This is a genomic window from Streptomyces sp. NPDC045026, from assembly GCF_056432625.1.
Genome location: NZ_JBWKIS010000031.1, coordinates 79,497 through 101,865 on the forward strand (window position 1 = coordinate 79,497; position 22,369 = coordinate 101,865).

Sequence of the window (22,369 nt, forward strand, 5' to 3'; positions counted from 1 at the left end):
GGGGTGTAGGGAGATGTGGGAGACCAAGCGCGCAGGGTCGAGTAGAGGACCGGGCACAGAGGACCCCGTAGCCCGGAGTCCTCTGTCCGCCTCAGCCGTAGGCCTCATCTACCCCGCGTCCGACCCCGCCACATCCTCCAAATCGAACTCCCCGTCCCGAGCCCCCAGCACGAACGCCGTCCACTCCGCTTCCGTGTACCGCAGCACCGTTTCCGGATCCACCGAGGACCGCATCGCCACCGCGCCGTCCGGCAGATACGCGATCTCTACGCGCTCCTCGTGGTCCTCGGTGCCGGGGGCGCTGTGCCATTCGGCGTCGGAGATGTCGAGGGCGTAGAGCTCGTTCTTCTCCCGCTCCTTGCGCGCCTTGACGTCCTCGTCCTGCTCCTGGGAGACCTGCGCGTCCTGTGCCTCGGCCATGTGGGGCGGCCCCTTCTCGACGTACGAACAAGCTGTCCACTCAGCGTACTTGGAAGTCCGCTGCGGCAGGTGGCGGTCAGAAGACCGGCATGGCCACGGCGTCCCCCGCATTCAGCAGGAAGACCCGGTTCCCGGTGGCCGTCATGCGCCATGTGCCGCCGCGAGTGGGCCGGTACGTCCAGACGGCGTGCCCCGTGCTCCTGTCGAAGGCGGTGACGCCCTTGGCGTTGCCGCCCTCCGCCAGCCACAGGGAACTGCCCTGGAAGACGGGCGCGGCGAGAGGCGCGGCATCGCCCACCGGCACTGCCAGCCAGGAGTCGTCGTAGAAACCGGTGGCGGTGTCATAGCGCATGAGGCTCGGCTGCGGTGTGCCCCAGTCCTCTGCTGTCATCGCCAGGAGGTCTGCGCCGTCCAGGACCGGAGGTCCGAACGTGCCGATCGTCCGCCATATCTCCGCCCCGTCCACAAGGCCGCAGGCACGCAGGGAGGCTCCGCCCAGGTACACGATCCCTGAGTCGACGAAGGGGCGCAGCGCCCGTCCGTCGCTGGTCTGGCCGGACCGGTGCCAGGCTTCCTTGCCCGTGCCGGACCGCAGGGCCGTCACGCTGCCGTCCTGGCTCGCGACCACCAAGTGCCCCTCCGCAGCCACCGCTTGGGCTGTGGTGTCGACCGGCGCCGCGTACGCGAGCGGCTCGGTCCAGCGCACCTTGTGTCCGTCCGTCGTGGCCACGGCCCGGATCGTGTCGTCGGCGGTGCCGACGTACACCGTGGTCGCGTCGGCGGCGAGTACGCAGGTCGCTCCCGCCGATACGCTCCACAGCCGTTCGCTCGTGGAGGCATCGTGGATATGTACGTTGCCCTTGCTGTCGGCTGCCGCGAACCGGCCGTTGGCCATCGCCACGTAGCCGGCCGTCGCATCGATGTCGGGGAGGACCCACTTCTCCTTGCCGTCCGTCACCTTCCGCGCGGTCAGGCCCCCGCCCTTGGCCGCGAAGATGACGACATCGCGCAGGACGATCGGTGGCGGCGAGTCCTCGGCGGCGACGGGCAGCGGTCCCCACAGGGGCTTCGGCGCCTCGTCGCCGGAGGACCCGCCGTCGACTGGGGAGGCGAGGAGCTTGGCGGGCGGCGGTGTGGCGCCGGCCTCGGGAAGAACCTCGCCGCGCAGCCACCACGCCGTCGCGCCGCCGCCCGCGAGCACAACGGCTCCGCCTGTGGCGAGGGACACGAGGAAGCGACGGCGGGAAGGTCGGCGCTGTGCGGGGACTCCGACGACGGTTGTGTACTGCTTCGTCTGTGCCTCGTGCTCCTTGATCTCCGCAGCGAGAGCCCCGTGCTTCCATACGCGCTGCGCGCCCCGGGGCGGGGCGAAGGCCGCGGCGATCTGCTCCGGCGACGGCCGCAGGGCCGGGTCCTTGGACAGACAGGGACGGATGAGGGGTTGCAGGAGGCCGGGTACCGCTGCGAGATCCGGCTCGCCGTGCACCACCGCGTACTGCAGCGAGGCGACATGAGGGCCGTCGTACGCCCTGCGGCCCGAGGCCGCGTAGGCGAGCACCGCCCCCAGCGAGAAGACGTCGGCCGCGGGGCTGACGCGCTGTCCGGTGACCTGCTCGGGGGCGCCGTATCCGGGCGTCGCAGGCACCTGCCCGGTCGTCGTCAGGGTCAGCCCGTGCTCGGGTCGGGCGATCCCGAAGTCGATGACACGCGGGCCGGTGGAGGTGAGGACGATGTTGGCGGGCTTGAGGTCGCGGTGGATCAGCCCGGCCGCGTGGATGTCCCGCAGCGTGCGGGCAAGCGAATGAGCCAGTGCGCGCAGGGCCGGCTCTTCGAGCGGGCCGCGCTGGGTGACGGCCTGTTCCAGGGTGGGGCCCGACAGGAACTCCGAAGCGATCCAAGGGCGTCCGCCGTCAAGTTCCGCGGCCAGGACCCTGGCGACGCCCCCGCTCTCCACGGACCGCGCGGTCTGGGCCTCGCGCAGGAAACGCTGCGCCAGATTCGGGTCATGGGCGAGCTCAGGATGCAGGACCTTGACGGCGGTCACGGCACCGGCGGAGTCCTGACCGACGTACACCTTGCCCATCCCGCCTTCGCCGAGCACTCCGAGGAGACGGTAGGGGCCGAGCCGGAGCGGGTCGCCGAAGCCGAGCGGGGTCATGAACTGCGCCATCCTTCTTCTGTGGTCTTCGCGGTGGGCCGTCGTGGGCTGAGCTTCCGCTATTCCAGCGGCAGGGCGACGAGGGAGCGGTCCGCGACAGCGAAGAGCCGTGCCTTCGCGCGCTGGGCGGTGAGTGAGGTCGCCTCCGCGCGCACGGTCCACGCCGGGGTGCGGCTGCTGGGATCCACTGCGCAGATTCCCGTACCGGAATGCTTGTAGACGTACTTCTTGCCCACGACCGGGGCAACGTCGAGGCTGCCCGCAGAGGCGTTCGAGTCCTTCTCCCGCCACAGCAGCTTTCCGGTGGCCGCGTCGACGGCGACGAGCGAACGTGTTGCGTCGGCCTCGACGGCGTACACCACACCGTCCTGTACGACCGGGGCGCCGAACGCCGCGCGGCCGCGGTACGTCCACGAGGTTCGGCCGCTGGTGAGGAGCTGTGCGCGAAGTACCTCCCCACCCCAGAAGACTCGCTTGTCGTCTGTGGCCAACTCGCTGCGTCCGCCGCGGAGTTCGGCCTTGCCGGCCCTGCGCGTCCACGCGGTCGAGCCTGTCACGGCGTCGTACACCGTGACGGCGGGACCGGACCCGGCGTCGCTGGTCACGACGAGACGGTCGCCCACGATACGGGCGCCGCTGAAGCGCTGTTCCGACGCAGGGGGGTGTGCGAGCGTCTCGTCCCAGAGTGCCTCGCCGGTCGCGAGATCGATGGCGACCAGGCTCCATGACTTGGGGTTCGTGGTTGCCTGGCTGCCCTTGTCCGGGGCTGTCTTGACTCCGGCGACGGCGAAGGCCTGCCCGTTGCTCACGGCGAGGAGTTGCTCGTTCTTCAGCCCTCCTGCCCAGCGGCTGACGAGGATGGCGGAGCCCTGGGTGGAGCCGTCGCGCGGGTTGACCGCCGAGACGGTGAATCCGTACGGGTGTGAATCGACAGGGGCGAGGGCGTACAGCCGCTCGCCGTCCGTGGCTGCGCGCCAAGGGCCCGACTTGTCGATGGTGTTCCAGGCGTTGCCGCCCGTGTCGGCGCGGAAGCCGCGCACTCCCACCGCGCTGTCCACCACGATGGTGTCACCCACCACCATCGGTGGGGTGTGCCGGGGCGCGGTGGGTGCTTGGAAGGCCATACGCCAGAGGGCCGCGGGGGCGGCCCCGTCCGGGCCGGAACGGGCCCATGCCCAGGCGCCCGCGCCGGCGGCGGACAGTGCCAGCAGGGAACCTCCGCCGATGAGTAGCTTCCGGCGCGAGGGGTGGACGGAACGCGCGGAGTGGACCGTGGTGTCGTACGCGTGCCCTGAGGAGGCAGGACTTGGCAGCCGGTGGGTGGTGGTTCGCCAGACCTCTGTCGCCCGGCGGCCGATCTCGAGGAGCAGCGGGTCCGGGAGATGGGAGGCGAACTCGCCCTGGGGTCCGGCAAGTTGTTCCCGCAGTTCGGCGGTGGACGGGCGCCGGTCCGGCTCCTTGCTCAAGCACATGGCCAGCACCGGCGCCAGGGCCGGCGGCACTCCCGCCAGATCCGCCTCCGCGTAGCGCACCCGGTACAGCAGGTCCGCCGCCTGGCCCGAACCGAAGGGCGCACGGCCTGTGGCCGCGAACACCAGCACGCCCGCGAGGGCGAAGACATCGCCCGCGGCCGTGTGTTCGACACCGGTGGCCTGCTCGGGAGACATGAAGGCCGGTGTGCCGGCTGCCGCGCCGGTTCTGGTGAGCCGCTCGTCGCCGATGGCGCGAGCGATACCGAAGTCGATGAGTCGCGGACCGTCGGCGGTGACCATGATGTTGGACGGCTTGAGATCGCGGTGCACGACATCCGAACTGTGCAGCTGGGACAGCGCCTCGCACAACGCCGCACCCAGCGCGCGTACCGCTGCCTGTGGCAGCGGGCCGCTCGTGGTGACGGCCTCGCCCAGCGGCGGTCCGAGCACGTACTCCGTGGCGAGCCAAGGGGTGGCGGCCATGGCGTCCGCGTCGAAGACCTGGGCGCCGTACCGTCCCCCGATCACCCGCGCCGCATCGATCTCGAGCCGGAAGCGCGTACGGGACTCCGGATCGGCAGCGATCCGGGCGTGCATGGTCTTGAGCGCGGCGGTACGGCCCGACGCCGTACGGGCGAGATAGACGGTGCCCATGCCGCCGCTGCCGAGCCGCGCGACGAGGCGGTACGGGCCGATCTCGGCGGGGTCGTCGTGTGTGAGAGGGGAGAGCATCGGGGGCCGGTCACCTCGGAGCGAGTGGGGGATCCGCGGCGAGCACCGAGGCCGACTGGCGGGCCAGCGCGGCGATGATGCGGGCAGGGAGGGGGAGGGGCGCGGTGGTGTCGAGGACGGTGGCCTGCGATGCCACAGCCGTGGGCGTCAACCGGTGCATCAACTCGGCGGCCTGCGGACGTCGTGCCGGGTCGCGCGAGAGGCAGGCGGTGACGGCGGCGCGCAGGGAAGCGGGCAGCTCGTCACGCTCCGGGGCGGTGTGTCCCGTTGCCGCGAAGGCGAGCACCGCGCCGAGCGCATGGACGTCACCGAGCGGCCGGGGGCGTCCGCCCGCGGCCTGCTCGGGCGCGACGCAACCGGCCGTCAGCCACGGGATGCCGCCGCGCGCCTCGCCGTCGGGTCCGGCGGCGCGCACGGCGCCGAAACTGCCGACGCGTGGCCCTTCGGTCGTGAGGAACACCGCTGACGGGGACAGCCCGGCGTGCACCACACCCTTCGCGTGTGCTGCCGCAAGGCCGGCCGCCAGCGACGAACCCAAGGCCAGGACGGTGAGCTCCGGGAGAGGACCTCCGTGAGCGGCCAACGCCTCGGGCAGGGTGAGCAGAGGGACGTATGGCGTTGCGTACCAAGGGAGTTCCGCGGTCGTGTCCGCCTCGATGACGGGCAGGAACCCCGGCGCCGTCAGACGTGCGGCGGCCGCCGCCTCCACCGCCCACCTCCCGCGATCCGAAGCGGGAAGGGGCACGCAGACGAGGACGGTGCGCTCGCCATCGCCCGACCGTGCGAGGAACCGGCCTTCCGCTACGGGCAGTCGACCGAGGGTCGCCTGAAAGGGGGCGATGACCCGGTACGGCCCTACGGTCGCCGGAGCTTGGCTCACACGTGCTCCTCGCCCATCCAACCCGTCTGGACCAGCGGCTTCCCCCGCCTGCGCGAGATGAAGACGCCACGGCCCGCCGGCATCGGCCGTGGCCGCACGCCGCCCATGAGGTCGCCCTCGCCGGGGTCGCCCGCGAGGACGAGGCCCTGGGCGCCGAGCTCCTTCATCCGCTGGATGAACGGCTCGTACGCGGCCCGGCCGCCGCCCGCCGAGGAGCGGGCGATGATGAAGCGGACGCCGACGTCCCGTGCGAACGGGAGCAGTTCCGTCAGGCCCGAGAGCGGGTTCCCGCTCGACGTGGACACCAGGTCGTAGTCGTCGATGATCACGAAGATGTTCGGACCGCGCCACCAGCTGCGGTCCCGCAGCTGCTGCGCCGTCACCTCGGCCGTCGGCGTACGCCGCTGCATCAGGTCGGCGAGCGCGTCCATGTGATGCCCCATGGAGTTCGACATGGGGATGTACTCCGCCAGGTGCGAGGGCGGGGTCACGTCCAGCAGGGCGCGGCGGTTGTCGACGACGAAGAGCTTGCAGGAGTCGCCGTCGTAGCGCTCGGTGAGGCGCTTGATGAGCAGGCGCAGCAGGTTCGACTTGCCGGACTCGCTCTCTCCGAAGATGAGGAAGAACGGGTCCGACTCGAAGTCGAGGAACACCGGCTCCAGGTTGTCCTCGTCGAGCGCGAAGGACACGCCGCGGTCCGGGAACAGGTTCCCCGGGGGCAGCCGGTCCGCCGCGAACTCGCGCGGCAGCAGCCGCACTTCGGGAGCGCCGGGCGCCGTCCAGTGGCGGGTCACCTCGGCGGTCAGCGCCGCCGTGGCCTCGGCCAGATCCGTGTCCGACGTCAGGCCGTCGATCCGCGGGACCGCCGCCATGAAGTGCTGCTTCTGCGGCGACTGGCCGCGACCGGGCACGCCCGTCGGCACGTTCGCCGCGACCTTGCGGTCGAACTCGGAGTCCATCGTGTCGCCGAGCCGCAGCTCGAGGCGGTTCATGAGGTGGTCCTTCATGTTCGCCCTGACCTCCATGGACCGCGAGGCCGTGAGCACCAGGTGGATGCCGTAGCCCAGGCCGCGCGCCGCGATGTCGAGCACCGCGGGCTCCAGGCCCTCGTAGTCCGCACGGAAGTTGCCCCAGCCGTCGATGACGAGGAACACGTCACCCCACGGCTGGTCGGTGACCGAGATGTCGCCGCGCGCCCTGCGTGCGCGGAAGTCGCCGATCGAGGCGATGCCCGAGGAGCGGAAGTACTCCTCGCGGCGCGTCATCACGCCGTAGACCTCGGCGACCGTGCGCCGCACCTTCTCGGGGTCGAGGCGCGAGGCCACCCCGCCGACATGCGGCAGTCCGGCGACGGCCGACAGACCGCCACCACCGAAGTCGAGCGCGTAGAACTGCACTTCGTACGGGGTGTGCGTCAGGGCGAACGACGCGATGAGCGAACGCAGCAGCGTCGACTTACCGGACTGCGGGCCGCCCAGGATCTGCATATGGCCGGCCGCACCCGAGAAGTCGCACCACAGCGGGTCGCGCCGCTGCTCGTACGGCTTGTCGACGAGGCCGGCGGGGACGATGAGCCGCCCCGCGCCCTCGTAACCCGGCTGCGTGAGCCCGCGGCCCTGCACGGCGGCGAGGCCGGGAAGGAGGCTGTCGAGCGACGGCGGGCTGTCCAGGGGCGGCAGCCACACCTGGTGGGCCGCCGGACCCTGCGCCTCGAGCCGGCGCACGATGACGTCCAGCACGGTGTCCGACAGTGCGTCGTCGGTCGTGGGCGCGGCCTCGGGCCGCTGCTGGGGCACGGCCACGTACTGCACGGGCACCTCGGCCGCCGTGAACAGAACCGGCCGCCGGTCCACCGGAAGCTGCCCGCCCGCCACCGCGGTCTGCGCGGAACCGGTGCGGTACGTCCCGGACACGTACGCCGCCTTGAAGCGGACCATCTCGTCCGTGCCGTACTTCAGGAAGCCCGAACCCGGCACGTTCGGCAGCTCGTACGCGTCGGGCACACCGAGCGCCGCGCGGGACTCGGCGGCGGAGAACGTCCGCAGACCGATCCGGTACGAGAGGTAGGTCTCCAGGCCGCGCAGCCGGCCCTCTTCGAGGCGCTGCGAGGCGAGAAGCAGATGCACGCCCAACGAACGGCCGATGCGGCCGATCTGCACGAACATCTCGATGAAGTCGGGCTTGGCCGTCAGCAGCTCGCTGAACTCGTCGATCACCAGGACCAGGGACGGGATCGGCTGGAGCGGGGCGCCGGCCGCGCGCGCCTTCTCGTAGTCGTGGATGTTCGCGTAGTTGCCCGCGTCGCGGAGCATCTCCTGGCGGCGGTTGAGCTCACCGCGGATGGAGTCGCCCATGCGGTCGACGAGCGTCAGATCGTCCGCGAGGTTCGTGATGACGGCCGCTACGTGCGGCATCTGCGCCATGCCCGCGAACGTCGCACCGCCCTTGAAGTCGGCGAGTACGAAGTTCAGCGTCTCGGAGGAGTGCGTGACCGCGAGGCCGAGGACGAGGGTGCGCAGGAGCTCCGACTTACCGGAACCCGTCGCACCGACACACAGGCCGTGCGGACCCATGCCCTCCTGGGCCGCTTCCTTGAGGTCGAGCATGACGGGCCGGCCGTCCTCGCCGACACCGATCGGCACGCGCAGCCGCTCCGCCTGCGAGCGCGGGCGCCAGGTCCGCTTGGTGTCCACGGACGCGGCGTCGCCGAGGCTCAGCAGATCCGTGAAGTCCAGGTTCGCGAGCAGGGGTTCGTCGTCGTCGCCGCCCGAGGCCATGCGCAGCGGCGCCAACTGGCGGGCCAGCGCGTCCGCGGCCTCGTAGGAGAGCAGGTCGGGCGTGCCCTCGTAGACCACGCCGTGCGCCGACTCCAGCGTCAGGGAGCGCGGCTGCACGACGATCGAGAGGTCGCCGCGGCCGGTCGTCAGCTCGCCGGGGACGACCTCGACGACGGACACACCCTGCAGTCCTTCGGGGCTGGCCAGCATCGACATCGGGGGCAGGGACACGCCGTCGAGCACGACGACGAGGTGCGGCTGCTCGGGGACGGGCGCCCCACCGGGGTGGAAGCGCGGACGGCCCTGGAGGCGCGTGGTCAGCATCGCCTCCAGCTCCATCGGGTCGGTGGTGATCAGACGGCGGCTGCCGGCGCCGTCCGTCTGGCCCGAGGTCTGGCTGTGCGGCAGCCACTTGGCCCACTCCCACTGCGGCGCGGCCTCCCGGCCCGTCGCCACGGCGATCACCAGGTCCTCGGGGGAGTGCAGCGATGCGAGAGAGGCGACCACGGCGCGGGCCGTGCCGCGCACCGTCTGCGGCTCACCGCTGACCGTCACGTGGTAGAAGGCGCGCAGCGAGACCGCCATCGGCAGGTCCTCGAGCGTGCCGTGCGCGGCGAGGAAGCGCTGCATGGCGCCCGCGGTCAGCGGCTCCAACTCTTCCACGGGCGCGGTCTGCGGCGGCACGAGCGGAGTGGCGAGCCCCTGCGGGCCGAGGCCGACGCGCACCTGCCCGAAGTCCTCGTCGCCCGTGCGCCGTTCCCAGACGCGGCTGCCCTCGGCGACGAGCGCCCACAGCTGCTCGGGCGAGGGGTGCAGGTAGTACTGCGCGTCGCGCTGCTTCCTAGCGGTCTTCGTCGCATCGCGCCGGGTTTGCGACAGATAACGCAGATAGTCGCGGCGCATGTCCGCCATCTGACCCTGCGAGCCGCGGCGGTAGCGCACCAGCATCGCGATGCCCATGGCCAGGGTCGACGCGATCATCACCATGCCCATGATCTTCATGAACGGCCCACCATTGCCGTTGAAGAAGAAGACGACGGATCCGCCCATGCCGAGCATCGGCAGGAGCTGCATCATCACGCCTTCCTGCTGCCCGCGTGGCAGCTCGGGCGGAGGCTGCAGGACCACCTCTTCTGTGGGCACTTCGGACGGCAGCGCCCGAGGCGGGCGCTTCACGACGATGTGACTCACTTCGCACCAATTCCCTTACCGGACCGAGGTGTTCCGTCCGCCGCCCCGTGTCAGGCGGACGTCGATCGTGATTTGCGATCCTACTGACGGTCACCGACAACGGCGGGCGGTAGGGTGCCGGAGGTGCAGCCGAGCACCGCGGATCCGCCCGGGGAATCAGGGCATTTCACGCGGTCGGGAGCGGGCGTGGCCGCGAATGCCGGTCCCTGAAGCCTCGTTGACGGGCGGCGGGGACGCGCACGAGCGACGTACACAACACCTCCACATCCGGCTGCACCACCGGACACACCAACCGAGGGGGAACAGCAGGTGAGCATGACGGCTTCCGCTTCCGCGACGGCCGGCGCGACCGGCGGAGCGGGCACCGGAGCCCCTTCGGGGGCCGGCACGGGCCTCGGCTTCTGCCGCGTCACCATCGTCGCGCCCGACAGCCGGATCGATGTCGCACTGCCCGACGACGTCCCGGTCGCCGACCTCAACCCGGAGATCCTGCGGCTCTCCCAGCAGAGCCCCGCCGAGGGCGCACCGGTCGGCTACCACCTCGTACGCCGCGACGGCACCGTCCTCGACAGCGCCCGGTCCTTCGCCGCGCAGCGCATCCTCGACGGCGAGCTGCTCACCCTGCGCCCGTTCTCGGAGTCGCTGCCGCCGGCCGTCTTCGACGACGTCTCCGAAGCGGTCGCCTCGGCCGTCACCCGCGACCGCACCCTGTGGAACGGCGACCTGACCCGCGGCGCCGGACTCATCGGCGGCGGCGTCCTGCCCGCCCTCCTGGCCTTCGTCACGTGGACGGCCCAGCCGCACCACGACATGCACAGCCTCCAGGGCGTCCTCGCCGCGGTGGCCGGCCTCCTCCTCGTCGTCCTCGCGGGCGTGCGCGCCCGGGTCTACGACGACCGTGGCTCGGCCATCGCTCTCGGCCTCGGCGCCCTGCCGAACGTGGCGGTGGCAGGCTCGGGCCTGCTGTCGCTCGCCGACGACCAGGGAATCGGCCGCCTCCAGTTCCTGCTGGCCTGCACGGCCGTACTGATCGCCTCCGTGGTCCTCACCCTGGTCTCGCCGGGCGGCGACGGTCCCTTCGTGGCCTTCGTCTTCGCGTCGGCCGTCGGCCTGCTCACGACCTTCATCGCCATCCTCACGCACCTGACGGCCGTGGAGACCGCCGGCCTGTGCGCGCCGCTCTCCGTAGGAGCCCTCGCCTTCCTGCCGGGCCTCTCCATGCGCTTCGCCCGCCTCCCCATCGGCTTCGAACCGCCGAGCATGGCCCGCGGCGAGTACGGCAGCGACCCCGCGAACCAGGAGCCCGTCGAGGCCGACCGCATCGCGGCCCAGGCCCGACGCGGCCACGAGCTGCTCGTCGGCCTGGTCGGCGGCTGCGCCCTGGTGTCCGTCGGCGCCGCGGCCGTCCTCGGCTTCTCGACCGACGTATGGGGCCAGCTCCTCGCCTTCGCCACCGGCGTCGCGATGCTGATGCGCGCGCAGCTCTTCCGCTACACCGCGCAGGTCGGCCCCCTCCTCGCCGCCGGCCTCGCCGCCCTCGTCCTGCTGGGCCTCGGCCTCTCCCTCCACCCACCGGTGGACTACCTGACCGACTTCTTCATGAAGAACGACTCCACGGCCCTCAACATCCGTACGGTCTGGCTCGTCGCGGTGATCGCGGCGGCCACCGCACTGATCACGTCGATCGGCCTGATCACGCCCCGCCGCGGAGTCAGCCCCTTCTGGGGACGCTTCATGGAGATCGCGGAGACGTTCGTCCTGCTCACGCTGGTGCCGCTCACGCTCGCCGTGTTCGACGTGTACGCACAGGCCCGCTCGATGGCCGGCTGACCGGACGGTCGGGTGCACACGGAGCGGCTGGTACGCTGTGTGACGGCCGTTTGTGTACGCGCCCTCAGGTCTCCGGTTTCCCCGGAATCTGAAGACTGCGCCCAGCGGACCTCGCCTCCCGAGTAACGGAAGCTCCCCTGAGATGTGGACCAGGGGCACTCGGTGGCCACGAAAAGACTACGAGGAGTACGCGTGTCGCTCGACGCCGCTACGAAGAAGCAGATCATCACCGAGTTCGGCCAGAAGGAGGGCGACACCGGCTCCCCCGAGGTCCAGGTCGCCATGCTGTCCCGCCGGATCTCGGACCTGACCGAGCACCTCAAGACGCACAAGCACGACCACCACTCCCGTCGTGGTCTGCTGATCCTGGTCGGCCAGCGTCGCCGCCTTCTGCAGTACCTGGCCAAGAAGGACATCCAGCGCTTCCGTGCCCTGGTCGAGCGCCTCGGCATCCGCCGCGGTGCGGCCGGCGCCCGCTAAGACGCCGTGAAGGGAGCGGTTCCCACCGACAGGGGGCCGCTCCCTTTGCTGTACGTGCGAAGTGACACAGACGCTTTGTAGTCTGGACGCACGAACAAAAGCACCACCGCACGCACCACGTACGCATCACACATGCATGCGCCGCTTCGATGCACCGCACCCAGTTGCACCGCATCACCGCGCCGCATCACCGCACGAGGAGAAGCGCACCCTCGCCGCCGCCGGTCCTCGGTAGTGGCCCCCGGGAGACGGATCCCGTCCACCCCGGGTGCTTCGATCGAAGACCGGCCCGCACACAAGGCGCGCTTCTCCGGCCCCGTCCCTCCGCCACACGGGCGGAACGGGACAAAAGACGAAAAGTAACGGAGAAAACGCTAGTGGAGAACGAGACCCACTACGCCGAGGCCGTCATTGACAACGGCACCTTCGGCACCCGCACCATCCGCTTCGAGACGGGCCGTCTGGCCCGTCAGGCCGCCGGCTCCGCCGTGGCGTACCTGGACGACGACACCATGGTGCTGTCGGCCACGAGCGCCGGTAAGAAGCCCAAGGACCAGCTCGACTTCTTCCCCCTGACGGTGGACGTCGAGGAGCGGATGTACGCAGCCGGCAAGATCCCCGGCTCCTTCTTCCGCCGTGAGGGCCGTCCCTCCGAGGACGCGGTCCTGACCTGCCGCCTCATCGACCGCCCGCTGCGTCCGTCCTTCAAGAAGGGCCTTCGCAACGAGATCCAGGTCGTCGAGACGGTCATGGCGCTCAACCCCGACCACCTGTACGACGTGGTCGCCATCAACGCCGCCTCCTGCTCCACGCAGCTGGCCGGCCTGCCCTTCTCCGGCCCGATCGGCGGCACCCGTGTCGCCCTGATCAACGGCCAGTGGGTCGCGTTCCCGACGCACACCGAGCTCGAGGACGCCGTCTTCGACATGGTCGTCGCCGGTCGTGTCCTCGAGGACGGCGACGTCGCGATCATGATGGTCGAGGCCGAGGCCACCGAGAAGACCATCGAGCTCGTCAAGGGCGGCGCCCAGGCGCCGACCGAAGAGGTCGTCGCCGCAGGTCTCGAGGCCGCGAAGCCCTTCATCAAGGTCCTCTGCAAGGCCCAGGCGGAGCTGGCTGCCAAGGCCGCCAAGCCGACCGGCGAGTTCCCGATCTTCCTCGACTTCGAGGACGACGTGCTCGAGGCCCTCACGGCCGCCGTCAAGACCGAGCTGGCCCAGGCGCTCACCATCGCCGGCAAGCAGGACCGCGAGGCCGAGCTGGACCGCGTCAAGGGTCTGGCCGCCGAGAAGCTGCTCCCGCAGTTCGAGGGCCGCGAGAAGGAGATCTCGGCGGCGTACCGCGCGCTGACGAAGTCCCTGGTCCGCGAGCGCGTCATCAAGGACAAGGTCCGCATCGACGGCCGCGGCGTCACGGACATCCGTACGCTCGCCGCCGAGGTCGAGGCCATCCCGCGCGTGCACGGCTCGGCGCTGTTCGAGCGTGGCGAGACCCAGATCCTGGGCGTCACCACCCTCAACATGCTCCGCATGGAGCAGCAGCTGGACACCCTTTCCCCGGTGACCCGCAAGCGCTACATGCACAACTACAACTTCCCGCCCTACTCGGTCGGCGAGACGGGCCGCGTCGGCGCCCCGAAGCGCCGCGAGATCGGCCACGGCGCGCTCGCCGAGCGCGCCATCGTGCCGGTCCTGCCGACGCGCGAGGAGTTCCCGTACGCGATCCGTCAGGTCTCCGAGGCCCTCGGTTCCAACGGCTCGACGTCCATGGGCTCGGTCTGCGCCTCCACCATGTCGCTGCTGAACGCCGGTGTGCCGCTGAAGGCCCCCGTCGCCGGTATCGCCATGGGCCTGATCTCCCAGGAGATCAAGGGCGAGACGCACTACGTCGCCCTCACCGACATCCTCGGTGCGGAGGACGCCTTCGGTGACATGGACTTCAAGGTCGCCGGCACCAAGGACTTCGTCACCGCTCTCCAGCTCGACACCAAGCTGGACGGCATCCCGGCCTCCGTCCTGGCCGCGGCCCTCAAGCAGGCCCGCGACGCCCGCCTCCACATCCTCGACGTGATGATGGAAGCGATCGACACGCCGGACGAGATGTCCCCGAACGCTCCGCGGATCATCACGGTCAAGATCCCCGTGGACAAGATCGGTGAGGTCATCGGCCCGAAGGGCAAGATGATCAACCAGATCCAGGAGGACACCGGCGCCGACATCACGATCGAGGACGACGGCACCATCTACATCGGTGCCCAGCAGGGCTCGCAGGCCGAGGCCGCGCGCGCCACGATCAACTCGATCGCCAACCCGACCATGCCGGAGGTCGGCGAGCGCTACCTGGGCACCGTCGTGAAGACGACGACCTTCGGTGCGTTCGTGTCCCTGCTCCCGGGCAAGGACGGCCTGCTGCACATCTCGCAGATCCGCAAGCTGGCCGGCGGCAAGCGCGTGGAGAACGTCGAGGACGTTCTCGGCGTGGGCAGCAAGGTCCAGGTCGAGATCGCCGAGATCGACTCCCGCGGCAAGCTCTCCCTCATCCCCGTCGTCGAGGGCGAAGAGGGCGAAGAGGGCGACGAGGCGAAGGACGACACCGACAAGTGACGTCCCGTAGCTCCAAGGCGACGGCCCGCACCTCCTCGGAGGCGCGGGCCGTCGCCCGTACCCAAACCCTGATCAAGGGCGAGAACGGCATCGGTACGGTGCGCAGGACCACCCTCCCGGGCGGCCTGCGCATCGTCACCGAGACGCTGCCCTCCGTACGCTCCGCGACCTTCGGCATCTGGGCGAACGTCGGGTCCCGCGACGAGACGCCCACGCTGAACGGCGCGACGCATTACCTCGAGCACCTCCTCTTCAAGGGCACCTCCCGCCGGAGCGCCCTCGACATCTCCTCCACGATCGACGCGGTCGGCGGCGAGATGAACGCCTTCACGGCGAAGGAGTACACGTGCTACTACGCGCGCGTGCTCGACACCGACCTCCCCCTCGCGATCGACGTCGTCTGCGACATGCTGACCGGCTCCCTCATCGAGGAGGCGGACGTCGACGCCGAGCGCGGCGTCATCCTCGAAGAGATCGCCATGACGGAGGACGACCCGGGCGACTGCGTGCACGACCTGTTCGCGCACACCATGCTCGGCGACACCCCGCTCGGCCGCCCGGTCCTCGGCACGGTCGACACGATCAACGCGCTGAACCGCGGCCAGATCGCCCGCTTCTACAAGAAGCACTACGACCCGACGCACCTCGTCGTCGCGGCCGCGGGCAACGTCGACCACAACAAGGTCGTACGTCAGGTGCGGGCCGCCTTCGAGAAGGCCGGCGCTCTCACGCGCACCGACGCCGTCCCCATGGCCCCGCGCGAGGGCCGCAAGCCCCTGCGCGCGGCCGGCCGCATGGAGCTCCTCGGCCGCAAGACCGAGCAGGCCCACGTCATCCTCGGCATGCCGGGCCTCGCCCGCACCGACGAGCGCCGCTGGGCCATGGGCGTCCTCAACACCGCCCTCGGCGGCGGCATGTCGTCCCGCCTCTTCCAGGAGGTCAGGGAGAAGCGCGGCCTCGCCTACAGCGTGTACTCGTACACGTCCGGCTTCGCGGACTGCGGCCTCTTCGGGGTGTACGCGGGATGCCGGCCCAGCCAGGTCCACGACGTGCTGAAGATCTGCCGCGACGAGCTCGCCCACGTCGCGGAGCACGGCCTGTCCGACGACGAGATCGGCCGCGCCATCGGCCAGCTCTCCGGCTCCACCGTCCTCGGCCTCGAAGACACCGGTGCGCTGATGAACCGCATCGGCAAGAGCGAGCTCTGCTGGGGCGAGCAGATGTCCGTCAGCGACATGCTGGAGGAGATCGCCTCGGTCACCCCCGACGAGGTGCGCGCGGTGGCCCGCGACATCCTGGGGCAGCGCCCCTCGCTCTCGGTCATCGGCCCGCTCAAGGACAAGCAGGCGGCGCGCCTGCACGAAGCGGTGGCGTAGCCCACCCGTTCGCAACTCGCGTAAGGAACGAAGAAGATGAGCAAGCTGCGCGTGGCGGTCCTCGGCGCCGGGGGCCGCATCGGCTCCGAGGCCGTACGGGCCGTCGAGGCCGCCGACGACATGGAACTGGTCGCGGCCCTCGGCCGGGGCGACAAGCTGGAGACCCTCGCGGAGTCCGGCGCCCAGGTCGCGGTCGAACTGACCACGCCCGACTCGGTGATGGACAACCTCGACTACTGCGTACGCCACGGCATCCACGCCGTCGTCGGCACCACCGGCTGGACCGACGCCCGCCTCGCCCAGCTCACCACCTGGCTCGCGGACTCCCCGCGGACAGGTGTGCTCATCGCCCCGAACTTCTCCATCGGGGCCGTCCTCACCATGAAGTTCGCCGAGGCCGCAGCGCCGTACTTCGAGTCGGTCGAGGTCATCGAACTGCACCACCCGAAGAAGGTGGACGCGCCCAGCGGCACGGCCGCCCGTACGGCGCAGCTCATCGCGGCGGCCCGCGAGAAGGCCGGCAGCGCCCCGCAGCCGGACGCCACGGCCACCGCTCTCGACGGCGCCCGCGGTGCGGACGTCGACGGCGTCCCGGTCCACTCCGTGCGCATGCGCGGCCTCCTCGCCCACCAGGAGGTACTCCTGGGTGGAGAGGGCGAGACGCTGACCATCCGCCACGACTCGCTGCACCACAGCAGCTTCATGCCGGGCATCCTGCTCGGCGCCCGCCGTGTCGTGACCACTCCCGGCCTCACCTTCGGCCTGGAACACTTCCTCGACCTGAACGTCTGACGGATCTCATGCGCGCAAAGCTCACCTACCTCGTCACCGCCCTCGTCCTGGTCTTCTACTTCGTACTGGTCGGCAGCCGCGGCCTGATGCTCATCGAGCAGGGCACCCTGCTCACCGTCACGTTCGGCGTGGCCGTGCTGATCCTGCCGGTGATCGGTCTCTGGTTCCTCTGGGCCAACACCCGGTTCGTCCGCAAGGCCAACCGCCTCGCCGACCTCCTGGAGGCCGAGGGCGGCCTGCCCGTGGACGAGCTGCGCCGCGACCAGTACGGCCGCATCGACCGCGACTCCGCCGACGAGGTCTTCACCCGTCGCAAGGCGGAGACCGAGGACACACCGGGGGACTGGCGCTGCTGGTTCCGCCTCGCCGTGGCCTACCGGGACGCCCGGGACACCCCGCGCGCCCGCAAGGCGATGCAGCGCGCCATCGCCCTCCAGGAGGGCAGGACGGTCAGTGCCTGAGGACGTGTGAGTCCCGAGTACGCGTGAAGGGCCGCGCCGGTGTTCCGGCGCGGCCCTTCACGTATGCCTTGGCTCAGGCGTGGTGCGGCCGGTACTCCTCGGCCCACACCTCGATGGTGTCCGAGGCCCGGTCGAAGGCCTCGGCCCGCGCGAGGAAGTCCGCGCCGTGACTGGTGACCAGAGCGAAGCTCTCATCGGCCTGGTCCCGCCGTACGAGGAGCAGCGCCTGCCCCTGCACCGTGCGGGGAAGTCCGAGCCAGCGGACCGGCTGCTGGACCGTACGGACCGTGACGACCTGGGCCCACGGGAGCGTCTGGGTCTGGAAGAAGGCCACACGGCGCAGGCCGTGCGCGCTCACCCACGTACCCACCCGCAGCAGCCGCAGGGCCGCCGCGATGATGAGCAGGGCGATGACACCGCACACCGCGGCGCCGCCGAGACCACCCGCGAAGGCGATGATCACCGCGGCGAACATCACGTACGAGGCGAGCAGCAGGAGCAGCGCGGCGAATCCCACGCGCCACGGCCCCGGCCGGTAGGGACGCCGCCATTGATCGCGATCGTCGAACGGCAGCGCGACGTCGTCGGCCACCTCGTCAAAAGCGCGGTCGGCCGTCAGGAAGGGCAGGGGCACGACTGGTCCTCACTCAATCCACGCTGTATTCGGGCTGTGCCCGGTGAGGCTACCTAGGCGTGCTCCCGCGTTCCACCTCTGGGGGCCGGACGGGGGCGTGCCGTCAGCGGCCGTCGGACGCTTCGGACTGCTGCGTGTGCGCCGGTGCCTGACCGGACGACAGGGCAGGCATCCCCAGGAGCAGGGCGCCCACGAGCCCGGCGACGACGGTGAGACCGACGAGTGAGCGGCCGGCGATCTGGCCGGCCGACGCGCGTTCGCGCGGGGGCGGAGTGACGTTGCTGCGGAACTTGTCGGCTTCGGCGATGAAGGCGAACGGAACTGGCTCGCTGGGGGCCCCTCCCGGCGGTAGCTGGGGGCGGAACATGGGTGCTGCTTCTCCTCGTCAAGATCGAAACGTTCGAGTCATGGAACGGCTCCGGCCATCGAATGGGGTCGGAGCGCCGAGAGCGGCGAACGAACCGCCCCGTTACCCATACAGACGCACGGATGCCCTAAAAGGTGCCCTGTTTCGCCGAATTCACAGAAGTTCGGCGATGTTCGGATCGGAATGTCGCGAGGCACGACCGAATGCCCCGTTGTCAGTGCCTGCCCGTAGAGTGGGCGCCGCCCGAGCGAAGTGATGGAAGGACCCCTCGAACCGTGACCGAAACCCCTGCTGACGACCTCAAGCCGACCTTCCGCGGCGACGTGACGGTCGAGCTGGTCAAGCACACCGCGAGCGACACCGACGTGCTGTTCGCCGCCCGCGTCTCCACCGCGGGAGAGCAGTCCCTCGACGAGCTGACCAAGGACCCGGAGCGTTCCAAGGGCCTGATCAACTTCCTGATGCGGGACCGTCACGGCAGCCCCTTCGAGCACAACTCGATGACGTTCTTCATCAACGCCCCGATCTTCGTGTTCCGCGAGTTCATGCGACACCGCGCGGGCTGGTCGTACAACGAGGAGTCGGGCCGCTACAGGGAGCTCCAGCCGGTCTTCTACGTCCCGGAGGCCTCCCGCAAGCTGGTGCAGCAGGGCCGCCCCGGCAAGTACCAGTTCGTCGAGGGCACGCAGGGCCAGCAGGAGCTCACCGGCCGCGTGATGGAGGACTCGTACCGCCAGGCGTACGAGGCGTACCAGGAGATGCTCGCCGCGGGCGTCGCCCGCGAGGTGGCCCGTTCGGTCCTCCCTGTCGGCCTCTTCTCCTCGATGTACGCGACGTGCAACGCGCGCTCCCTGATGCACTTCCTCGGCCTGCGCACCCAGCACGAGCTGGCCAAGGTCCCGTCCTTCCCGCAGCGGGAGATCGAGATGGTCGGCGAGAAGATGGAGGCGGAGTGGGCCAAGCTCATGCCGCTCACCTACGCGGCTTTCAACGGGAACGGCCGGGTCGCTCCGTAACCGAGGAAGCGTGAATACGGCACAGATGTACGGTTCAGCCGTGTGAAGTGTCCGTATTGCGGCATTTCGGAAAGTTCATCTAGCCTGATCAAACGGACCCGGCACTGCTTGAACCCCCGAGCAGGCAGTGCCGGGATCCTTCCCCACCACACCCCCTGACATCCCCCGAGGGGGGACCGCGCGCTGAGCAGCGAGTAGCGTATTACCCATGGCTCCGACCTCCACTCCGCAGACCCCCTTCGGGCGGGTCCTCACCGCCATGGTCACGCCGTTCACGGCGGACGGCGCACTTGACCTCGACGGCGCGCAGCGACTCGCCACCCACCTGGTGGACGCAGGCAACGACGGACTCGTCGTCAACGGCACCACCGGCGAGTCCCCGACCACCAGCGACGCGGAGAAAACGGACCTCGTACGAGCCGTACGACAGGCGGTCGGCGACCGCGCCCACGTCATCGCCGGCGTCGGTACGAACGACACCCGCCACAGCATCGAGCTCGCCCGCGCCGCCGAAAAGGCCGGAGCGCACGGCCTGCTCACCGTGACGCCGTACTACAACAAGCCCCCGCAGGAAGGCCTCCTGCGGCACTTCACCGCGATCGCCGACGCCACCGAACTGCCGGTGATGCTGTACGACATCCCGGGCCGCAGCGGCGTACCCATCAACACCGAGACGATCGTCCGCCTCGCCGAGCACCCGCGCATCGTCGCCAACAAGGACGCCAAGGGCGACCTCGGCCGCGCCAGCTGGGCCATCGCCCGCTCCGGCCTCGCCTGGTACTCCGGCGACGACATGCTCAACCTGCCGCTGCTCTCCGTGGGCGCAGTCGGCTTCGTCTCCGTCGTCGGCCATGTCGTCACCCCCGACCTGCGCGCCATGCTCGACGCGTTCGTCAGCGGGGACGTGCAGAAGGCCACCGAGATCCACCAGAAGCTGCTCCCGGTCTTCACCGGCATGTTCCGCACGCAGGGCGTCATCACGACCAAGGCGGCACTCGCCCTCCAGGGTCAGCCCGCCGGTCCGCTGCGCCTGCCCCTCGTGGAGCTGACGCCCGACGAGACCGCTCAGCTCAAGATCGATCTCGCCGCCGGCGGGGTACAGCTCTAAACACAGACTTCACAACTGAATACGCACGACCGCAGGACACAGCTCCTGCACCCACACAAGACAACTGCTACTGCACGAACGTCACGCGCGCCACGTGCCTTACAGGTACGTGGCGCGCGTGGTGAGGAGAGTCTTTTGAGTCATCCGCATCCTGAACTCGGCGCCCCGCCGAAGCTCCCGAAGGGCGGCCTGCGCGTCACCCCGCTCGGTGGCCTCGGTGAGATCGGCCGCAACATGACGGTCTTCGAGTACGACGGCCGCCTGCTCATCGTCGACTGCGGCGTGCTCTTCCCCGAGGAGGAGCAGCCCGGCATCGACCTGATCCTGCCGGACTTCACGTCCATCAGGGACCGCCTCGACGACATCGACGGCATCGTGCTCACGCACGGCCACGAGGACCACATCGGCGGTGTCCCGTACCTCCTGCGCGAGAAGCCGGACATCCCGCTGATCGGCTCCAAGCTGACGCTCGCCCTCATCGAGGCGAAGCTCCAGGAGCACCGCATCCGCCCGTACACGCTCGAGGTCGCCGAGGGCGACCGCGAACGCCTGGGCCCCTTCGACTGCCAGTTCGTGGCGGTCAACCACTCCATCCCGGACGCGCTCGCGGTCGCCATCCGCACGCCCGCCGGCATGGTGGTCCACACCGGCGACTTCAAGATGGACCAGCTCCCGCTGGACCGCCGCCTCACCGACCTCCCCACGTTCGCCAAGCTCGGCGAGGAAGGCATCGACCTTCTCCTCACCGACTCGACGAACGCCGAGGTCCCGGGTTTCGTCCCGCCCGAGCGCGACATCTCGAACGTGATCCGCGGCGTCTTTGCGGGCGCCCAGAAGCGCATCATCGTCGCCTCCTTCGCCAGCCACGTGCACCGCATCCAGCAGATCCTGGACGCCGCACACGAGTACGGCCGCCGGGTCGCCTTCGTCGGCCGCTCGATGGTGCGCAACATGGGCATCGCCCGTGACCTCGGCTACCTGAAGGTCCCGCCGGGCCTGGTCGTGGACGTCAAGACGCTCGACGACCTCCCGGACAACGAGATCGTCCTCGTCTGCACCGGCTCGCAGGGCGAACCGATGGCGGCGCTGTCCCGCATGGCCAACCGCGACCACCAGATCCGGATCGTCTCCGGCGACACGGTGATCCTGGCGTCGTCCCTGATCCCGGGCAACGAGAACGCGGTCTACCGCGTCATCAACGGCCTGACCCGCTGGGGCGCGAACGTCGTCCACAAGGGCAACGCCAAGGTCCACGTCTCGGGCCACGCCTCGGCCGGCGAGCTGCTGTACTTCTACAACATCTGCAAGCCGAAGAACCTGATGCCGGTCCACGGCGAATGGCGCCACCTGCGCGCCAACGCCGAGCTCGGCGCCCTCACCGGCGTCCCGCACGACCGCATCGTCATCGCCGAGGACGGCGTCGTCGTCGACCTCGTCCAGGGCAAGGCCAAGATCGTCGGCAAGGTCCAGGCCGGTTACGTCTACGTGGACGGCCTCTCGGTCGGCGACGTCGGTGAACCCGCGCTCAAGGACCGCAAGATCCTCGGCGACGAGGGCATCATCTCGGTCTTCGTGGTGGTGGACTCCAGCACCGGCAAGATCACCAGCGGTCCGACCATCCAGGCGCGTGGTTCCGGCATCGACGACTCGGCGTTCAGCGCCGTCCTGCCGCGGATCCAGGAAGTCCTGGACAAGTCGGCCCAGGACGGTGTCGTCGAACCCCACCAGCTGCAGCAGCTCATCCGCCGCACGCTGGGCAAATGGGTCTCCGACAACTACCGTCGGCGCCCGATGATCCTCCCGGTCGTCGTAGAGGTCTGAAGCACCTGAGGAGCGGGGCGCCTCGATTTGCATCGGGGCGCCCCGCTCCAGTAGGTTTACGGCTCCGCCCGAGGGGAAACCGGCGCACTCACGTGCCCGATCCAAGCTCCCCGAGTGGGGCGGAAATTCCGACTCAGAATCTCTGATAAAGTCGGAACCGCCGGAAAGGGAAACGCGAAAAGCCGAAAGGCTGGAGCGGAAACCTGAAAGGCACCGAGGAAATCGGACACGAAAGAGTCTGATAGAGTCGG

At 70.1% G+C, this 22,369-nt stretch carries 16 protein-coding genes; 9 read left to right on the top strand and 7 right to left on the bottom strand.

What is annotated here, in order from left to right; translation table 11 throughout:
- Nucleotides 1-108: 108 nt before the first annotated feature.
- The 5 genes from AC07EJ_RS39270 to eccCa all read right to left on the bottom strand — a co-directional run bounded on the left by AC07EJ_RS39270 (nt 109) and on the right by eccCa (nt 9,630).
- Complete coding sequence (locus tag AC07EJ_RS39270; RefSeq protein WP_478886020.1) at nt 109-420, bottom strand: DUF397 domain-containing protein; 312 nt, start codon at nt 418-420, stop codon at nt 109-111.
- A gap of 76 nt (nt 421-496) precedes the next feature.
- Nucleotides 497-2,590 (bottom strand): serine/threonine-protein kinase, encoded by a 2,094-nt coding sequence (locus tag AC07EJ_RS39275; RefSeq protein WP_478886021.1) that lies wholly within the window; start codon nt 2,588-2,590, stop codon nt 497-499.
- 47 nt (nt 2,591-2,637) lie between these two features.
- Nucleotides 2,638-4,782 (bottom strand): protein kinase domain-containing protein, encoded by a 2,145-nt coding sequence (locus tag AC07EJ_RS39280; RefSeq protein ID WP_389485698.1) that lies wholly within the window; start codon nt 4,780-4,782, stop codon nt 2,638-2,640.
- A 10-nt stretch (nt 4,783-4,792) separates the two neighbouring features.
- Nucleotides 4,793-5,662 (bottom strand): protein kinase family protein, encoded by an 870-nt coding sequence (locus tag AC07EJ_RS39285; protein ID WP_389485700.1) that lies wholly within the window; start codon nt 5,660-5,662, stop codon nt 4,793-4,795.
- Entirely contained in the window at nt 5,659-9,630 is a 3,972-nt protein-coding gene (gene eccCa / locus AC07EJ_RS39290) for a type VII secretion protein EccCa (RefSeq protein WP_478886022.1), read from the bottom strand. Before eccCa ends, AC07EJ_RS39285 begins: the two co-directional genes overlap by 4 nt.
- A 315-nt stretch (nt 9,631-9,945) precedes the next feature.
- Here eccCa and eccD point away from each other — a divergent pair, with 315 nt between their 5' ends.
- From eccD to AC07EJ_RS39320, 6 genes are all read left to right on the top strand, one after another.
- Entirely contained in the window at nt 9,946-11,460 is a 1,515-nt protein-coding gene (gene eccD, locus AC07EJ_RS39295) for a type VII secretion integral membrane protein EccD (RefSeq protein ID WP_389485704.1), read from the top strand.
- A gap of 192 nt (nt 11,461-11,652) precedes the next feature.
- A complete protein-coding gene (gene rpsO / locus AC07EJ_RS39300; RefSeq protein WP_100595166.1) occupies nt 11,653-11,940 on the top strand; it encodes a 30S ribosomal protein S15 in 288 nt (95 codons plus the stop codon).
- 377 nt (nt 11,941-12,317) lie between these two features.
- The gene (locus tag AC07EJ_RS39305) at nt 12,318-14,543 is read left to right on the top strand and encodes a polyribonucleotide nucleotidyltransferase (RefSeq protein WP_389485706.1); all 2,226 of its coding nucleotides are present in this window, start codon (nt 12,318-12,320) and stop codon (nt 14,541-14,543) included.
- On the top strand, nt 14,540-15,919 hold the full coding sequence (locus tag AC07EJ_RS39310; RefSeq protein WP_389485709.1) for a M16 family metallopeptidase: 1,380 nt from the start codon (nt 14,540-14,542) through the stop codon (nt 15,917-15,919). The genes AC07EJ_RS39305 and AC07EJ_RS39310 overlap by 4 nt, the downstream gene beginning before the upstream one ends.
- Nucleotides 15,920-15,955: 36 nt before the next feature.
- Nucleotides 15,956-16,711: a 4-hydroxy-tetrahydrodipicolinate reductase gene (gene dapB, locus AC07EJ_RS39315; RefSeq protein WP_389485712.1), complete on the top strand. Its 756-nt coding sequence runs from the start codon at nt 15,956-15,958 to the stop codon at nt 16,709-16,711.
- Between the two features lie 8 nt (nt 16,712-16,719).
- Nucleotides 16,720-17,172 carry a tetratricopeptide repeat protein gene (locus AC07EJ_RS39320; RefSeq protein WP_389485714.1) on the top strand — a complete coding sequence of 151 codons (453 nt, stop codon included), beginning with the start codon at nt 16,720-16,722 and terminating at the stop codon, nt 17,170-17,172.
- Nucleotides 17,173-17,245: 73 nt separating this feature from the next.
- On the opposite strand, the gene AC07EJ_RS39325 is transcribed toward AC07EJ_RS39320, so the two are convergent.
- Together AC07EJ_RS39325 and AC07EJ_RS39330 are read right to left on the bottom strand one after the other, a co-directional pair.
- Complete coding sequence (locus AC07EJ_RS39325) at nt 17,246-17,806, bottom strand: PH domain-containing protein (RefSeq protein ID WP_389485717.1); 561 nt, start codon at nt 17,804-17,806, stop codon at nt 17,246-17,248.
- 103 nt (nt 17,807-17,909) lie between these two features.
- Nucleotides 17,910-18,173, bottom strand: a complete 264-nt coding sequence (locus AC07EJ_RS39330) for a hypothetical protein (RefSeq protein ID WP_389485720.1) — start codon at nt 18,171-18,173, stop codon at nt 17,910-17,912.
- Nucleotides 18,174-18,448: 275 nt separating this feature from the next.
- Here AC07EJ_RS39330 and thyX point away from each other — a divergent pair, with 275 nt between their 5' ends.
- The 3 genes from thyX (at nt 18,449) to AC07EJ_RS39345 (ending at nt 22,118) form a co-directional block, all read left to right on the top strand.
- Complete coding sequence (gene thyX / locus AC07EJ_RS39335) at nt 18,449-19,189, top strand: FAD-dependent thymidylate synthase (protein WP_100595173.1); 741 nt, start codon at nt 18,449-18,451, stop codon at nt 19,187-19,189.
- Nucleotides 19,190-19,397: 208 nt separating this feature from the next.
- The gene (gene dapA, locus AC07EJ_RS39340) at nt 19,398-20,297 is read left to right on the top strand and encodes a 4-hydroxy-tetrahydrodipicolinate synthase (RefSeq protein ID WP_389485722.1); all 900 of its coding nucleotides are present in this window, start codon (nt 19,398-19,400) and stop codon (nt 20,295-20,297) included.
- Between the two features lie 135 nt (nt 20,298-20,432).
- Entirely contained in the window at nt 20,433-22,118 is a 1,686-nt protein-coding gene (locus AC07EJ_RS39345) for a ribonuclease J (protein WP_389485726.1), read from the top strand.
- Nucleotides 22,119-22,369: the final 251 nt, after the last annotated feature.

Excerpts from the sequence above, each read along its gene's own strand:
- eccD (WP_389485704.1), top strand. The coding sequence starts at position 9,946 with ATGACGGCTTCCGCTTCCGCGACGGCCGGCGCGACCGGCGGAGCGGGC.
- AC07EJ_RS39275 (WP_478886021.1), bottom strand. The coding sequence starts at position 2,590 with ATGGCGCAGTTCATGACCCCGCTCGGCTTCGGCGACCCGCTCCGGCTC.
- AC07EJ_RS39280 (WP_389485698.1), bottom strand. The coding sequence starts at position 4,782 with ATGCTCTCCCCTCTCACACACGACGACCCCGCCGAGATCGGCCCGTAC.
- AC07EJ_RS39320 (WP_389485714.1), top strand. The coding sequence starts at position 16,720 with ATGCGCGCAAAGCTCACCTACCTCGTCACCGCCCTCGTCCTGGTCTTC.
- dapA (WP_389485722.1), top strand. The coding sequence starts at position 19,398 with ATGGCTCCGACCTCCACTCCGCAGACCCCCTTCGGGCGGGTCCTCACC.
- dapB (WP_389485712.1), top strand. The coding sequence starts at position 15,956 with ATGAGCAAGCTGCGCGTGGCGGTCCTCGGCGCCGGGGGCCGCATCGGC.
- AC07EJ_RS39330 (WP_389485720.1), bottom strand. The coding sequence starts at position 18,173 with ATGTTCCGCCCCCAGCTACCGCCGGGAGGGGCCCCCAGCGAGCCAGTT.
- AC07EJ_RS39270 (WP_478886020.1), bottom strand. The coding sequence starts at position 420 with ATGGCCGAGGCACAGGACGCGCAGGTCTCCCAGGAGCAGGACGAGGAC.